14 protein-coding genes and 2 tRNA genes are annotated in these 15,117 nt (G+C 40.6%); 12 read left to right on the forward strand and 4 right to left on the reverse strand.

The window, feature by feature from the left end; translation table 11 throughout:
- Positions 1-73 precede the first annotated feature (73 nt).
- Positions 74-1,546, forward strand: a complete 1,473-nt coding sequence (locus ND855_RS06555; protein WP_265357704.1) for an acyltransferase family protein — start codon at positions 74-76, stop codon at positions 1,544-1,546.
- A gap of 29 nt (positions 1,547-1,575) precedes the next feature.
- Here ND855_RS06555 and ND855_RS06560 read toward each other — a convergent pair whose 3' ends face one another.
- Entirely contained in the window at positions 1,576-3,117 is a 1,542-nt protein-coding gene (locus tag ND855_RS06560; protein ID WP_265357705.1) for a phosphatase domain-containing protein, read from the reverse strand.
- A gap of 53 nt (positions 3,118-3,170) precedes the next feature.
- Here ND855_RS06560 and ND855_RS06565 point away from each other — a divergent pair, with 53 nt between their 5' ends.
- Together ND855_RS06565 and rfaD are read left to right on the forward strand one after the other, a co-directional pair.
- Positions 3,171-4,943, forward strand: coding sequence for a UbiD family decarboxylase (locus ND855_RS06565; protein ID WP_265357706.1), 1,773 nt, complete (start codon positions 3,171-3,173; stop codon positions 4,941-4,943).
- Between the two features lie 101 nt (positions 4,944-5,044).
- Positions 5,045-6,016 carry an ADP-glyceromanno-heptose 6-epimerase gene (gene rfaD, locus ND855_RS06570; RefSeq protein ID WP_265357707.1) on the forward strand — a complete coding sequence of 324 codons (972 nt, stop codon included), beginning with the start codon at positions 5,045-5,047 and terminating at the stop codon, positions 6,014-6,016.
- Positions 6,017-6,019: 3 nt separating this feature from the next.
- On the opposite strand, the gene ND855_RS06575 is transcribed toward rfaD, so the two are convergent.
- From ND855_RS06575 to ND855_RS06585, 3 genes are all read right to left on the reverse strand, one after another.
- A complete protein-coding gene (locus ND855_RS06575; protein WP_012388953.1) occupies positions 6,020-6,319 on the reverse strand; it encodes an ArsR/SmtB family transcription factor in 300 nt (99 codons plus the stop codon).
- Positions 6,320-6,467: 148 nt separating this feature from the next.
- Positions 6,468-7,235, reverse strand: a complete 768-nt coding sequence (locus tag ND855_RS06580; RefSeq protein ID WP_265357708.1) for an SDR family NAD(P)-dependent oxidoreductase — start codon at positions 7,233-7,235, stop codon at positions 6,468-6,470.
- Between the two features lie 72 nt (positions 7,236-7,307).
- The gene (locus ND855_RS06585; protein WP_100728582.1) at positions 7,308-8,000 is read right to left on the reverse strand and encodes a histidine kinase; all 693 of its coding nucleotides are present in this window, start codon (positions 7,998-8,000) and stop codon (positions 7,308-7,310) included.
- A 213-nt stretch (positions 8,001-8,213) separates the two neighbouring features.
- Between ND855_RS06585 and ND855_RS06590 the strand changes: the two genes are divergently transcribed.
- From ND855_RS06590 to rpoB, 9 genes are all read left to right on the forward strand, one after another.
- Positions 8,214-8,285 (forward strand) — tRNA-Thr (locus ND855_RS06590).
- A 5-nt stretch (positions 8,286-8,290) separates the two neighbouring features.
- Positions 8,291-8,364: transfer RNA gene (locus ND855_RS06595), tRNA-Trp, on the forward strand.
- Between the two features lie 39 nt (positions 8,365-8,403).
- Positions 8,404-8,592, forward strand: a complete 189-nt coding sequence (gene secE, locus ND855_RS06600) for a preprotein translocase subunit SecE (RefSeq protein ID WP_002973751.1) — start codon at positions 8,404-8,406, stop codon at positions 8,590-8,592.
- Between the two features lie 8 nt (positions 8,593-8,600).
- Entirely contained in the window at positions 8,601-9,155 is a 555-nt protein-coding gene (gene nusG, locus ND855_RS06605) for a transcription termination/antitermination protein NusG (protein WP_012388950.1), read from the forward strand.
- A 39-nt stretch (positions 9,156-9,194) separates the two neighbouring features.
- Positions 9,195-9,620: a 50S ribosomal protein L11 gene (gene rplK, locus ND855_RS06610; protein WP_135604106.1), complete on the forward strand. Its 426-nt coding sequence runs from the start codon at positions 9,195-9,197 to the stop codon at positions 9,618-9,620.
- 25 nt (positions 9,621-9,645) lie between these two features.
- The gene (gene rplA / locus ND855_RS06615; RefSeq protein WP_100721691.1) at positions 9,646-10,338 is read left to right on the forward strand and encodes a 50S ribosomal protein L1; all 693 of its coding nucleotides are present in this window, start codon (positions 9,646-9,648) and stop codon (positions 10,336-10,338) included.
- Positions 10,339-10,350: 12 nt separating this feature from the next.
- Complete coding sequence (rplJ, locus tag ND855_RS06620) at positions 10,351-10,884, forward strand: 50S ribosomal protein L10 (RefSeq protein WP_135663107.1); 534 nt, start codon at positions 10,351-10,353, stop codon at positions 10,882-10,884.
- 35 nt (positions 10,885-10,919) lie between these two features.
- A complete protein-coding gene (rplL, locus tag ND855_RS06625) occupies positions 10,920-11,303 on the forward strand; it encodes a 50S ribosomal protein L7/L12 (protein WP_012388946.1) in 384 nt (127 codons plus the stop codon).
- 125 nt (positions 11,304-11,428) lie between these two features.
- Positions 11,429-15,115 carry a DNA-directed RNA polymerase subunit beta gene (gene rpoB / locus ND855_RS06630; protein WP_265357709.1) on the forward strand — a complete coding sequence of 1,229 codons (3,687 nt, stop codon included), beginning with the start codon at positions 11,429-11,431 and terminating at the stop codon, positions 15,113-15,115.
- Positions 15,116-15,117: the final 2 nt, after the last annotated feature.

Raw genomic sequence — 15,117 nt, forward strand, 5'->3', positions numbered from 1 at the left:
AGTTGAATCAATATTGTATTTATCGATTGATTTCTATTGAATCCAAGGCAAAGTTTCCCCAGATACTAACAATATGAAAGAATATTTTATTGAAATTTTTAGGAAAAATAACAAGGAAATTAACGAACTGTACGGAATCCGTGCGTTAAGTTGTTACTTAGTTATCTTATTCCATTGTTTTGCTTTTTCTATCGATTTTTTTCCAATACAGTTTGCTCAGTATCTACCAAATGCGCAAAATGTTGAATTTTTAATGAGTTTGTTTTTTGTGATCAGTGCCTTTTTGGTTTCCACATCCTTTTCTCGTGAATTGGAAAGATCTAGTTTTGGGGTTAGTTGGAAGAACTTTGTTTTGAAACGATCTCTTCGTATCTTCCCCGCATTTTATGTGATTCTTTCAATTACCATTTTAATCATGGCTGGAGTATTGAAAAAAAGCCAAATGATGCCAGGTTCTGATGGAATCTCAGACAGTTTAATCGATTTAAAATTAAAACTTTCGTATTGGTGGACTGATTTTGCATACATCTCCAATTATTTTCCAAAGCGGATCATGGTTCATGGATGGTCGTTATCAATGGAGGAACAATTCTATTTGGCTATGCCATTTGTATTTTTGTTCTATACTAAAATCTTATCAAACACAGTTCAAAAGCTCGTCTTTTTAATCGTATTACTGAATGTTCCCATTCTCATTCGTTATTATTATCACCTAAATGTTCCCATGTTAGAATTTGATGGATATGTCAAAACTCTTTTCCATCCGATTCATACTCATTTTGAGCCATTCGTATATGGAATTTTACTAATGGAGCTTTGGAGGTCTGGTAAAATATCAAAACAATTACCAAATTCTAAATTGAGTTTTTATTTGGTATTTTCGATTCTCTTTTTTATCTTTTGCTATGTTTGTACCCTACATTATGAAGATGCAAAGTTATATTTCACGGTCTTTCGGATAAGTTTTTATTCTTTTTTTGCGTTTGTCATTGTATACGGAGCAGTGGGTGGATTTTTTTCAGGTATCGCTTGGTTTTTGGCAAATCCAATTTTAGTATTTATTGGCAAGTTAAGTTATGGAATTTATTTAGTTCACATGTTGGTCAATACTGCTGTTATGTTGGCCATCTTAAATCCTAAGGGTAGGGATTATAATGGATTGAACCATTTATTGAAAGCATCATTCATTAGTTTGGTTCTTTCAGCTGTGATTGCACTTCTCAGTTATCTATTGATCGAAAAACCGTTTTTAAAAATACGCGAGTGGACCCAACCTAGATTTGACATTTCTAAAAATAGTTTTTACTACATTATAGGGAATGATAAAGAAAAAAGATTAGTTTCTATTTTACTTTCGATTTTATCGTTTTTGCCTTATTTGATTGTAAAGCAGATGATAGTCGTTTCTTTCATTCCCTTTACAAATTATGCAGAGATTAGCCTTTGGGTATTACTCATCATTCCGATCTTACTCAATGGATACTCGCTTCTAAAGTATAGACAAATTTTCTTTTATCACTACATCAGTCGGTTTCAGAACCAATGAGTTTGTTCTTTTTTTTTTGCGTTTTTGAACTAGTTTAAAAACGCAGATTTTAAATTCTCTTTGATTTTGGCTCTTGTTCCTTCGGCTTCTTTGGGAAGTGTTAATTCATCGAGTTGTTTTAGAATAAAGGTTTCATCTACAAGTTTTCCTTCCAAAACTTTTCCAATCATTCCAGCGATGATGGTTAAAATTTGGTTGGGATCTAAATAACCATGATTTTCTAAAAGGATGGCCATTCCCATTGCACCTTCTGTTCCGTAAAAGGGAGGTCTCTTCGAAAATTCTGTTTCGAAAATACCTTTTGGTAGGGCATCTTTCACTTTTTGGATCATATCCAACTCACTTGGACCATGACTTGTGCGATTGATGAGAGTAAGAGTTACTGGGTTTTTTGGGCCGTGGATACGAAGGATTTCTTCTGCATACAATCTGATTTTTTTTGATGCGTCTCTCGTGATGGCATCTCTTCCTAAAAAATTCAATTGGTATAAATATTCTTCTAATTCGTCTCCACTTAATTTTCCCATACAAATCAATTGGTAGAGTGTGAAGATCATATAATCAGATTCTGTATTATCTCCGAGAAGGATCTCCTTAGAATTTGTAGGTAAATAAATTCGATCATACAGAAGAATGGATAGTTTATAGGACATTTGGTCGAATAGGCTTTGGTAAGAAGCACCCAGGAATTTTTTCGTTCGTGACCAAGCTGGTTTGAATCCATTTTGGAAAAATTCAAGGGGATTGAAGATTGTATCAATGACTTTATCAAATACACCTTTGATTGTTCCTTCCAGATATTTTAAATGCAAAGATTCAATGTGAATGTTGTCTTTTGCAATTGTGGCAAGCATGGTCCTTCGAAAAAAATGGGGGCTTGCGGAAATAAAGGCAAGAGGAGCATTCTCTAAGTTCATTCTAAGTTCTCTGTACAATTCGGGCATTCCAGGAAGCGCCTGTTTTTGGTTAGGTGTCTCGAATAATGCCGAGAATTTTCCTTTTCCAGAGTGAATGTCCGTCGCAAGATATGTTTGGTCAATGTCTGATGTGACAACAATGCCTTGGTAATCTTCTGCGATGATTCGCAGTTTCCCTTTTCCAACGATAGTTGTTCTTCCCAAAATGGAATTTTCGGTAGCATTTAAATGGGCAAGGTCCTTGGAATACTGTCGAAAGCTATCCAAACCTTCTAAAATCACTTGGAAATCATGGAATCCTACAGGCAGTTTGTCTCGGATCTCACAGGAAAAAAAACCATCTTCATCTGCTTTGATTTTACCAGAAGTGTAAATGAGTTTGCCTGTCGCATCATGGACTTCTAATTTTAAAACTGGTTTGCGAACTGGGGCGAGGGAAAAATCGAGAAAGGGAGTGATTTTCGTTTCATCCCCCTTAAATAACCCTGTCACAAGGTCCCAAAGGCCATCTGCCTTCATTAAATCGGTAATCCCTACGTCGACTACCTGACCACGCACATAGGAGCGTCGTTCTCTTCCTAGCGATCCACCGCAAACTGCGATTCTTTTGATATCGGTAATGATAGGTTGTGAAGTATTTGGTTCTTGGGACATAGAATTTATGCCCTTAAGCGTCTAAGAAAACAAGGAGCCGTCTATTCCTTTTTATGGCATCACTACGATCTACGAATGATTTTGTAAAACTTTTACAAAAAGAGGGAGAGCTCCGGGTCATTTCCGAGTTGGTTGACCCTAATTTAGAATTGGCTGAAATCCAAAGGCGAGTGGTCGCGAAAAAGGGACCTGCTTTGCTCTTTACGAATGTAAAGGGAACCAAGTTTCCTGTGGCTACCAATCTGTATGGTTCTGAAAAACGAATCCATTTGGCCTTTGGTGAAAAACCCGTACAAACGATCGCAAGACTTGCCAAACTTGCGAAAGAAATTTTTCCACCGCGGTTTTCCAAACTTTGGAAGGAACGTTCCCTCGGCCTTTTGCCGTTTCAGGTGGGCTTAAAACAAGTCAGGCGAGCACCCATTTTTGATGGCAGTGTCACAAGCGTGGAAGATCTTCCAGGACTTGTGTCATGGCCAAAAGATGGTGGTCCCTTTGTCACCTTACCACTCGTTTATACCCAACATCCCAGTTCTGGGAATGGTAATTTGGGGATGTATCGTGTGCAACTGTTTGGTGAAAAGACGGTTGGGATGCACATCCAAATCCACAGAGGAGGTGGGTTTCATTATTACGAGGCTGAGAAGGAAAACAAATCCCTTCCTGCACATGTGTACATCGGTGGGCCTCCTGCGCTCACCATTGCTGCAGTCGCACCACTACCAGAAGAAATTCCAGAACTTGTATTTGCTTCCTTTCTCATGGGAGAAAAACTCCGCATGAAAAAAGATAAATCCGTTTCACCTTATCCCATAGTGGCAGATGCCGATTTTGCGCTGATTGGATCCATCCCACCGAAACTACGAAGACCCGAAGGTCCGTTTGGAGACCATTATGGATACTACTCGTTGTTACACGATTATCCTTACTTAGACCTCTCTCATATCCTGCATAGAAAAGATGCCATTTGGGCAGCAACGGTTGTTGGAAGACCTCCGCAGGAAGACCATTACATTGCTGAATTCTTACAAGACCTATTATCACCAATGTTTCCCCTTGTGATGCCCCAAGTTCTCGGTGTTTGGGCCTATGAGGAATCAGGTGTTCATTCTCTTGCTGCGGCCATTGTCAAAGAACGTTATTTCCGAGAAGCCTTTATGGGAGCTCTTCGTATTTTGGGAGAAGGGCAATTGTCACTCACAAAATGTTTACTTGTAACAAACGAGAAGGTGAATCTTAAAAACTTTTCAGAAACATTCCGAGTCATCACAGAACGAAGTGATCCAAGGACCGATTTTTTTATCTTTAGTAATATCAGCCAAGACACACTGGATTATACGAGTGGAACAGTGAACAAAGGGAGTAAACTTCTTTGGATGGGAATTACCGATCCAAACAAACCCATCATCAATACAAATCTTCCTAAAGAATTTAATGGAAATTTTAAAGACAAACGTTTCCAAAATCCAAAAGTGTTTTTACCAGGTGTTCTTGTTGTCAAAGGTTCGGAATTTAAACCAAATGATCGTTTGGCGGAAACACTACTCTCTGAAGATTTAGGAAAGTTTTCGTATGTATTTCTTGTGGACGACTCGGAAGATGCTGTGAAATCAGATTCTGATTTTATTTGGACTATGTTTACAAGGATGGAACCTGCCTCAGATGTCTATGCGAGGACAGAAACCATTCGTAACCATATATCCTACCAAGTTCCCATCGTATTTGATTGCCGAATGAAACCTTGGATCCCAGAAGTTCTCACTCCCTTACCAGAAACAGTCAAACAAGTGGAAGAACGATTTGGCAAATGGATCGATTCCTTGTGATTGGGGTAAGGCGAATTCGGAAACTTTCAAAAACTCTTTTCCTAAATCAGGGAGAAAAGTTGATAGATGGAATCTCTTAGGAAAAAAGAATCATCAGAGAAATGGCAAAAAAACTTACTTTAGTCACTGGCGGTGCGGGTCTCATTGGCTCACAAATCATTGAAGACTTAAACCATAATGGAAACACCGACATTTTGGTTGTGGACCATCTGGGTACAACTGACAAATGGAAAAATCTCCAAAGGAATTTTTTTACAGATTATTATGAGAAGGATCAGTTTGAAAGATTTTTGGATGCAGGCCATCCCCTTCTGTCTGAGATATCCGAAATTTACCACTTAGGTGCTTGTTCTGCCACAACTGAAAAAGATGCAACCTATCTAATTCAGAATAACTTCCATTATACGAAGAAGTTAGCTCAGTTTGCAATTGCCAAAGACATCCCTTTTTTATACGCATCGAGTGCGGCAACTTATGGGGAAGGTGAGTTTGGGTATGATGACAAAGCCCCTATCGAATCTTTAAAACCCCTCAATATGTATGGTTATTCAAAACACCTTTTTGATTTGTATGCAAAAAAAACAAAGATCGAAGACAAACTCATTGGACTCAAATACTTTAATGTGTTTGGTTATGGCGAAGCCCACAAAGGAGATATGCGAAGTTTAGTTCTTAAAGGGTATGAACAAATTCGAGACACAGGCAAACTTAAACTATTTAAATCCTACAAACCAGAATACAAAGATGGGGAACAAAAACGTGATTTTTTGTATGTGAAGGATGCGAGTAAAATTAGCATCTATTTACTCAGTGAACGAAAATACGGATTGTACAATGTTGGGCGAGGGAAGGCAGAAACTTGGAATGACTTGGCTTCTGCTCTATTTAATGCCATGAATGCGCCGATAAACATTGAATATGTGGAAATGCCAGAGTCATTAAAAGGCAAATACCAATATTATACCTGCGCTGATATGGAAAAGTTAACGAAAGCCGGATATCCTTTTGGTTTTACAAACCTCCAGGATTCCATAAAGGAATACGTTCGCTTCTTATCATTAGAAGCGAAGTAATGCTTACTTTTTATACACTTTTACGATTGTTTGGATTAGATCTTTGAACTTAGCATCTTTCAAACGATAGAACACTTGGTTCGAAGACTTTCGTGATTCCAAGATTCCATTGTTTTTCATTTTGCTTAAGTGTTGAGAGGCAGCTGATTGGCTCGTTCCAAGTAATTCCACGAGTTGACCTACTGTTTTTTCTTCTTTTGCCAAAGTATAAAGGATGAGCAAACGAATCGGGTGGGCTATCCCTTGAATTCCTTTAATCGCTTGTTCCAATTGTTGTTTCGATAGTTCTGTTTTTATTTTCATCGGTAAGGATTCCGTTATATCCTTATGACGAAAAGATACCCAAATTACCTACGAAATTTTTATCGTTTGTTAAAAAAATGACAAAATATGGATACAAATCCTTTTGCCTCCTTTGTACGAAAAGAAGGCAAAAAAGGATTAATCGAAGTTAGATTCGGACACCACCAGAGATTTCCAAAACCACACCTGTAACAAGATCGTTCATAATGATAAACTCAGCAGTGGACGCAATCTCATCTGGTTCTCCAAGCCTTCCGACTGGGATAATCGATTTCCATTTTTCCAATGCTTCTGGGTTCATGTCTTTTAATACCATTTCAGTTCCAATAAATCCAGGGGCAATACCTGCCACTCTGATTCCGAACTTAGCAAGTTCTTTGGACCAAGTTACTGTCATGGCTGCAACACCTGCTTTTGCTGCACTGTAATTTGTTTGTCCAGAATTACCATGCATCGCGATGGAGGCGATAGGGATGATGACACCTTTTTTTTGTTCTACCATTTTAGCAGCTGCTTCTCTACCAGTTAAGAACACTCCCGTTAAATTGACATCAATGACTGACTGCCATTGGTCGATGCCCATTTTACCTTTGACCTTACCTGTTTCTTTGTCCACGCGGATGAGAAGGCCATCACGTAAGATCCCTGCATTGAGGATTGCGACATCAAGGCTTCCTTGAAATGCTGCTGCTTCTTCAATGAGTCGGACACTATCTTCTTCTTTAGCAACATTGGTAACGATTCCCGTTGTTTTGATTCCTTCTTTTTGAAAGAGAGAAACGGTTTCGTCCAATTTGTCTTTTTGGATGTCTGAGAGAATGATATTGGCTCCTGATTTACCTAAACGGTATGCCATTGCCTTTCCGAGTCCACCGGCAGATCCGGTGACGAGAATGTTTGCACCTTTTAATTCCATGTCCACCAGTTTCGAAAAGGGCGGACACTAGGTCGATACAATTACAGTCGAAATGATTTGGTCAAAAAAGAATTATATTTCTGCTAGTTCGGCACTTCGAAACGACACATAATTGTCGTTAAATGGTATTTCCACCCTGGCAACTGTTCTGTCTTCATGGGTGATGATACGAAATAGGTTAGGGTCAACACCTTCGTTTTTAAGTAGGATCATGATAAGGGCAATCCCAAGTCCCGCACCTTCTGTATTGTCCATATTGTCCATGTAAAATTCAGCGATGTCATTATACCCCATGGACTTTTTCATTTTTTCTCGCATCCGAACTTCTTCTGTTTTGATGACGGGAGTGTTGTTTGTTACTTCTACAAGGAGTCCGTCCAAACAGTAGTGGAATTTAATTTGCACATACACACCTCGGGCGAGGCATCGTTTCCCATATTCATCTGCCATTTTCTCAGAGAACTTTTTGGAATACTCTTTGATCCCTTGGAAATAATCTGCTTCGTCTGTAATGTCGAGTCCTTCATCTTCAAAAAAAACTCGTTTTTGGTTGGCTTTGATTCCATTGATGGTGAGTTCTTTGGAAATGGTATACAACATTTCCACAAATTGAGATTGTCCCACTTCGTTTAAGATATGAGTGATGAGCCCAAGCACATACTGCTCCAACTGGCGATTCATCCGAGACGAACGGACGACAATTTTCGATTTTGCCTTTACTAAATCGGGGATTTGTGCTTCTAATTCTACAAAGGGTTTCGCCACGAATCATTCCTTATACTGTGAGTGTCTCCCACATGGTTCTATTATCGAACCGGGAAATCCACAACTAAAATCAGACTGGAAAATCACCAAATTTCCTGTTTTTTTACCATTTCCAGGAAATAAACTCATTTTCCATTGACCAATGAGCCTCATTTAAAATAGTGTAAAAAACCTAGCCTCGCTTGGAAACCCGCGCTTGGGTGGGAAACGTTTGCCCTCTTAGCTCAGTGGTAGAGCACTTCCATGGTAAGGAAGGGGTCGCCAGTTCAAGCCTGGTAGAGGGCTTGTTTAGGGCTGTAGTTTAATGGTAGAACTAGGATCTCCAAAGTCCTTGGTGGGAGTTCGATTCTCTCCAGCCCTGCCAACTACGGAATATAGAATTAGAGAAACAGGACAAGGATCAATGAAAGCTACGAGTTTCATTCAGGAATGTAAAGCAGAACTTGAAAAAGTACATTGGCCTACGCGCCAAGAAGTGGTGAGTTCTACCGTTGTAGTCCTAGTTACAGTATTTATCTTTTCCTTATTTTTATCAGCTTCGGATTTTGTTTTCTTGAAACTGTTAAAGTGGTTCTGGGCATTAGGAACATAGGTAGGGAAGTGGGCGATTCTTTAGATAAAAAATGGTATGTGCTTCAGACTTATTCTGGTCATGAGAATAAGGTGAAAACTAACATTGAAAAGATGGTCCAACAACAAAAGCTGGAAGACCAGATCTTTTCGGTGAAAATTCCTTCAATGGAAGTTGCCGAAATGAAAAACGGCAAAAAGAAGGTCACGAAGAAAAAACTCATGCCGGGTTATGTTCTCGTTGAGATGAATATGACCGATGACCTTCGGTTTAAAATCCAGAACTTACCTTCTGTGTCTACGTTTGTAGGCGGAAAAGGAAAAGGTCCGGAGCCACTTTCACTCGATGAGATCAAAAATCTCTTCAGTGATGTGGGAAATGTGGAATCGGAAGAAGTATCACGACCACGTTTCCTCTTCAAAGTGGGCGAGACATTGAAAATTATAGATGGTCCGTTTGCCAATTTCACAGGGCTTGTGGATGAAATTTTCCCTGATAAGGGAAGGCTTCGTGTCCGAGTCGAAATTTTTGGAAGATCCACTCCAGTGGAGTTGGATTATCTCCAAGTAAAATCGGAACAATAGAACTGATAGATTGACTTTTAGTAAGGAACTTGAAACGAGATGGCTGCAAAGAAAGTAGTAAAACAAATTAAACTCCAAGTAGAAGCAGGGAAAGCAAACCCAGCTCCTCCGGTAGGACCTGCACTTGGTCAGGCCGGACTCAATATCATGGAATTTTGTAAACAGTTCAATGAGAGATCAAAAAACCAAATGGGACTCAAACTCCCGGTTGTGATCACTGTTTATTCTGACAGAAGTTTTACATTCGTCACTAAATCACCTCCAGCTGCTCTTCTTGTCATGAAGGCTCTAGGACTCCAAGGTGGATCTGCTACTCCTCACACAGTGAAAGTAGGAACGATCAAACGCGCACAACTAGAAGAAATTGCAAAAACGAAGATGGAAGACCTCAATGCGAACGACTTAGATGCAGCAGTGAAAATCATTGCTGGAACTTGCCGTTCCATGGGTGTTAACGTCGAGTAATCATTAGGAAACGGGAACCGAAGTCATGAAACGCGGCAAAAAATACATCCAACTCAAAGAGAAAGTCGATCGCACAAAGGCTTATACCCTTGGTGAGGCAGTCGGTTTAGCGAAAGCGACCAGTTACTCAAAGTTCGACGGGACTTTAGAGATCTCTACTAAAATCAATTATAAATCTCTCCAAAACGTAAGAGGGACAATTTCTCTTCCTCACGGAACTGGAAAAACAATTAAGGTTTTGGTTTTCTGCAAAGGAGACAAACAAAACGAAGCGAGAGAGGCTGGTGCTGACTTCGTAGGTGATATGGACCTAATTGAAAAAGTTTCTGGTGGTTGGACTGATTTTGACGCTTGTGTGGCAACTCCTGATATGATGAAGGAAGTTGGTAAATTGGGTCCAGTTCTTGGTCGTAAAGGTCTTATGCCAAAACCAAAGGCAGGAACTGTCACTACTGATGTAACAAAAGCAGTGAAGGAACTCAAAGCAGGTCGTATTGAATACCGTCCTGACAAAGGGGGAGTGGTTCACTTAGGAGTTGGGAAATGTTCCTTCTCTGATGATAAACTTTCTGATAACATCAATGCTGTTGTTGCAGCACTTATGAAAGACAAACCTTCCGATGCGAAGGGAGATTACCTCAAGTCTTTCTCTGTAGCAGCGACTATGGGAATCGGCGTAAAAGTCGATGTAAAAGAACTAGTAAACGCGAACATATAACGAGTAAGAACAATGGCAAATCCATCTAAAATTGAAGCAGTAACAGAACTAAAGAGTCGTTTGGAAAAACGACCTAACTTTATTTTAGCATCTTACAGCGGTTTAACTGTTGAAGATATGTCCAACCTTCGTGCGAAACTTCGCAAAGAAGGATCAGAGATGAAGGTAATCAAAAACAACCTTTTTCTCCGTGCATTAAAAGAGTCTTCTGAACATAAAAACAACTCCATCGATTTTGGGGATGTTTACAAAGGACCACTTGCAGCGATTTTCTCTCTGGATGCACTTCCAGCAGTAGCGAAAGTTTGTAAGGACTTTGCAAAAGATAAGAAGGAACTCGAAATCAAAACCGGCTATATGGACGGTGAGGTTTTGGGTAAATCTGGAGTAGAAGCGATTGCTGGACTTCCGTCCAAACAAGAACTTCTTGCGCAAGTGGCTCGTGGGATCAATGCTCCTGCAACGCAAATTGCTTCTGGAATCAATCAAATCATGGCATCATTGGCTCGCGCCATCAATGCTGTAGCCGAGAAAAACGGCAATTAGTAATCATAGTGATTAGTAGGATAAGGAGAATATAGATGTCTGTTGACGCGCTATTAGAACAAATTGGAAGTCTTACATTAGTTCAGGCTGCTGACCTAGTGAAAAAGATGGAGGAGAAATTCGGGATTTCTGCTGCTGCACCGGTTGCGGTAGCGGCTGTTGCGGGTGCAGGTGGTGGCGCTGCTGCTGCTGAAGAACCAGCAACTTTCAATGTTATCTTGAAAGCACACGGTGACAAAAAGATCGACGTTATTAAACTCGTTCGCGAAATCACTGGTCTTGGATTAGCAGATGCGAAAACTCTTGTAGAAGCTGGTGGAAAATCAGTGAAAGAAGGGGTTTCTAAAGATGAAGCTGCTGATATTAAGAAAAAACTCGAAGGTGTTGGGGCTCAAGTAGAAGTTGCTGCTGCCGGTTAATCGGTTGCCAATTTTTAAACCCAGTCTTCAAAAACTTAGAGGCAGGGAGGCCGTAGGCGTCCCCACCTCTATTTTTTCGTTTATCATACCATCTATTATTTTGACGTCTCTAGGGAGAGTATTCCATGCATACCCGAATGCAAATTAGAAACCGGGTAAATTTCGGTAAAATTACCGACCTCAATTTACTTCCTAATCTTATCTACGTACAGAAAAAATCCTTTGATTGGTTTCTCCAGTCGGAAGTGAAAGATCCGACCAAACGTTTAAACCAAGGGTTGGAAGCAGTTTTTCGCGAATCTTTTCCAATCGAATCACCAAACAACGATATGGTCATGGAATATGGCCATTATGTGTTAGGGGAACCAAAACGTGATCCTCAAGAATGTAAGGACACTGATTCTTCTTATGCGGTTCCATTAAAAGCAGTCATTCGACTCATCATCAAAGACACTGGTGAAATCCGCGAACAAGTTGTGTACATGGGTGACCTTCCTGTGATGACAGACCACGGTACTTTCATCATCAATGGTGCTGAAAGGGTAGTGGTAAGCCAGTTACACAGATCCCCTGGTATTTTCTTTTCTTATGACCAAGTACGAGATACATTCTCTGCTCGTGTGATTCCTTACCGAGGTTCTTGGTTGGAATTTGAGATGGACAACAAAGGGATCCTTGTTGCCAAAATCGACCGTAAGAAAAAATTCCCTGCAACTTTACTTGTAAAAGCGATGGGAATGGGAACAAACGAAGAAGTATTACGTTTGTTCTACGGTTCAAGCAAAATGAAGATAGCTGGTGCCAATCCAAAAGACCTCAAACGTCTGATTGGTCGCAGAACCATTGCTGATATCATCAACATGGAAACAGGCGAGGTAATGCTCGATGCTGGTTCCAAAATCAATGAGGATAATATCTCCATCCTTCGTGAAATGAAGGTAAAAGATGTGGATGTCATTGAATTTCCAAAAGGAAAAGACAATCCAGTTCTCATCAACTGCCTTGAAAAAGACGGAGTCAATGATTACGAAGATGCTGTGAAAAAATTTCACACAATCATGCGTCCGGGTGAGCCTTCTACGATTGAAAACGCGGAAGCGGAACTCAAAAGACTCTTTTTCTCACACAAAACATTTGATTTGGGTGTAGTTGGTCGTTACAAAATCAATAGCAAATTTGAATTCAACAATCCAAAAGAATTCTCAAAAGCAGATGATCGCGTTTTAAGAAAACAAGACATTATTGAAACGGTTCGTTACCTTGTGATGCTTATGTCTGAGGCAGAAAACTACTACCCAGATGATATTGACCACTTAGGAAACAGAAGGATTCGTTCTGTTGGAGAGCTCATTGCGAACCAATTGAAACTTGGATTCTCTCGTGTAGAACGTGTCATCAAAGAAAGAATGACCGTACAAGAACCGGAACAACAAACTCCGCAACTTCTCATTTCCATCAAACCAATCACAGCTGTGATCAATGAGTTTTTTGGGTCTTCTCAACTTTCTCAGTTTATGGACCAAACAAACCCACTAGCGGAACTTACCCACAAACGTAGGTTAAACGCCCTTGGGCCTGGTGGTCTTTCTCGTGACAGAGCAGGTTTCGAAGTTCGTGACGTTCACTATTCTCACTATGGCCGTATGTGTCCAATTGAAACACCGGAAGGTCCAAACATTGGTCTCATTCTTTCCATGTCTAGTTTTGCAAGGGTAAACGATTATGGGTTTATTGAAACTCCATACCGCCTTGTCAAAAATGGAAAAGTCCAAAAACAAGTAGAGTATCTCACTGCTGATAAAGAAGAATACCACTATATGGCGCAGTCGAATTCGACTGTGGATGAGAAGGGAGAATTTACTTCCAAACTCATTTCCACTCGCCATAGAGGGGACTTCCCATTCCGTAGCCCGTCTGAGATCCAGTACATGGACCTTGCACCTTTACAAGTTGTGTCTGTATCCACAGCTCTCATTCCATTCCTCGAACATGATGATGCGAACCGCGCTCTCATGGGTTCAAACATGCAACGCCAAGCGGTTCCACTTCTCACTGAAGAAGCTCCTTTTGTGGGAACTGGTATGGAAGCTCGTGCTGCATATGACGCAGGGGTTTGTATCGTTGCGAAAAAAGATGGTGTTGTTTCCAAAGTGGATGCAACAGGTGTTTGGATCAAAGAAGACCAATCCAAAGAGATTGTCCACTACCCACTCATTAAATTCAAAAAGACCAACCAAGGTACATGTTTTAACCAAAAACCAAACGTGTCTATGCTCCATACCACAACTGGTGGTAAGGTGAGTAAGGTTTCCAAAGAACGGATCGAAGTGACAACTCCGAATGGTGAAAAGGAAACCCACGAATTGGTATTATCGGAAGAAGTTCAATACCAAGCAGTTGTCAAAGAAGGACAAGATATCGGAATTGGAGCTCCAGTTGCTGGTCAGATCATCAAAGGGGAAAAATACGGTGAGTTCGGACAAATCCTCCAAAAAGGAACTGTCCTTGCAAACGGTCCATCCACTGATGCTGGTTATTTGGCACTTGGACGTAACGTTCTTGTGGCATTTATGCCTTGGGAAGGTTACAACTTTGAGGATGCGATTCTGATCTCTGAACGAATCATCAAAGACGATGTTTTCTCTTCCATTCACATTGAAGAATTCGAAATCCAAGCTCGGGAAACAAAACTTGGACAAGAACAAATCACTCGTGACATTCCAAACCTTTCGGACAAAGCGTTCCGTGATTTGGATGAGTCTGGTGTGATCCGTGTGGGAGCGGAGGTAAAACCTGGTGACATTCTTGTTGGTATGGTCACTCCTAAAGGTGAAACAGACCTCACTCCAGAATATAAATTATTACACTCCATCTTTGGAGAAAAGGCAAAAGAAGTAAGAGATTCTTCTCTTCGTATGCCAAACGGTTTCGAAGGAACTGTGATCGATATCAAACGTTATTCCCGTGAGACAGGCGATGAACTCGCTGCTGGCGTGGAAGAAATGGTGAAAGTGTATGTTGCTCGTAAACGTAAACTCCTCGTGGGTGATAAGATGGCGGGTCGTCACGGAAACAAAGGGGTGGTTGCACGTGTGATGGCACAAGAAGATATGCCATACATGGAAGACGGAACTCCAGTTGATATCGTTCTAAACCCACTCGGGGTTCCTTCACGGATGAACCTTGGTCAGATTTTTGAAACACAACTTGGTTTCGCTGCTAAAAAACTTGGGATCAATTTTGAGACCCCAGTATTTGATGGAGCCTCCGAAGGTGATGTACACGAATTCTGCAAAAAAGCAGGTTTACCAGAAAACAGCAAATTTCAGTTATACGACGGAAGGACAGGGGAAAAATTCATCAACCAAGTCTTCTGCGGATACATCTACATGTTGAAACTGGCTCACTTGGTGGATGACAAAATCCACGCAAGGTCTACTGGACCTTACTCACTTGTAACGCAACAACCACTCGGTGGTAAGGCGCAGTTCGGGGGACAAAGGTTAGGGGAGATGGAAGTTTGGGCTCTCGAAGCGTATGGTGCATCACACACCTTACAAGAGTTACTCACCATCAAGTCAGATGATATGTTAGGTCGTGCAAGAATTTACGAAGCGATTGTTAAAGGGATCCACTCGATCAAACCGGGAATTCCAGAATCATTCAACGTTCTTGTGCAAGAACTCCGAGGTTTAGCACTCGATATCATCATCAAGGACTCCGAAGGATTGGAAGTGGATATCTCTGATTACGAAGATGAATTCTCGAAAAACAAAAAGAAAATCAAGTTCGAGACCATTGAAAACGTTTAGGG

The sequence above is a fragment of the Leptospira paudalimensis genome (assembly GCF_026151345.1).
In the GTDB taxonomy this organism is placed as follows: domain Bacteria; phylum Spirochaetota; class Leptospiria; order Leptospirales; family Leptospiraceae; genus Leptospira_A; species Leptospira_A paudalimensis.

Bases quoted from the DNA above. Each gene is read 5' to 3' on its own strand.
- ND855_RS06580 (WP_265357708.1), bottom strand. From the start codon at position 7,235: ATGGAATTAAAAGGTGCAAACATTCTCGTCACCGGATCTGCCGGTGGA.
- ND855_RS06555 (WP_265357704.1), top strand. From the start codon at position 74: ATGAAAGAATATTTTATTGAAATTTTTAGGAAAAATAACAAGGAAATT.
- rpoB (WP_265357709.1), top strand. From the start codon at position 11,429: ATGCATACCCGAATGCAAATTAGAAACCGGGTAAATTTCGGTAAAATT.
- rplA (WP_100721691.1), top strand. From the start codon at position 9,646: ATGAAACGCGGCAAAAAATACATCCAACTCAAAGAGAAAGTCGATCGC.
- secE (WP_002973751.1), top strand. From the start codon at position 8,404: ATGAAAGCTACGAGTTTCATTCAGGAATGTAAAGCAGAACTTGAAAAA.
- rplL (WP_012388946.1), top strand. From the start codon at position 10,920: ATGTCTGTTGACGCGCTATTAGAACAAATTGGAAGTCTTACATTAGTT.
- rplJ (WP_135663107.1), top strand. From the start codon at position 10,351: ATGGCAAATCCATCTAAAATTGAAGCAGTAACAGAACTAAAGAGTCGT.
- ND855_RS06575 (WP_012388953.1), bottom strand. From the start codon at position 6,319: ATGAAAATAAAAACAGAACTATCGAAACAACAATTGGAACAAGCGATT.
- rfaD (WP_265357707.1), top strand. From the start codon at position 5,045: ATGGCAAAAAAACTTACTTTAGTCACTGGCGGTGCGGGTCTCATTGGC.
- rplK (WP_135604106.1), top strand. From the start codon at position 9,195: ATGGCTGCAAAGAAAGTAGTAAAACAAATTAAACTCCAAGTAGAAGCA.
- ND855_RS06565 (WP_265357706.1), top strand. From the start codon at position 3,171: ATGGCATCACTACGATCTACGAATGATTTTGTAAAACTTTTACAAAAA.
- ND855_RS06560 (WP_265357705.1), bottom strand. From the start codon at position 3,117: ATGTCCCAAGAACCAAATACTTCACAACCTATCATTACCGATATCAAA.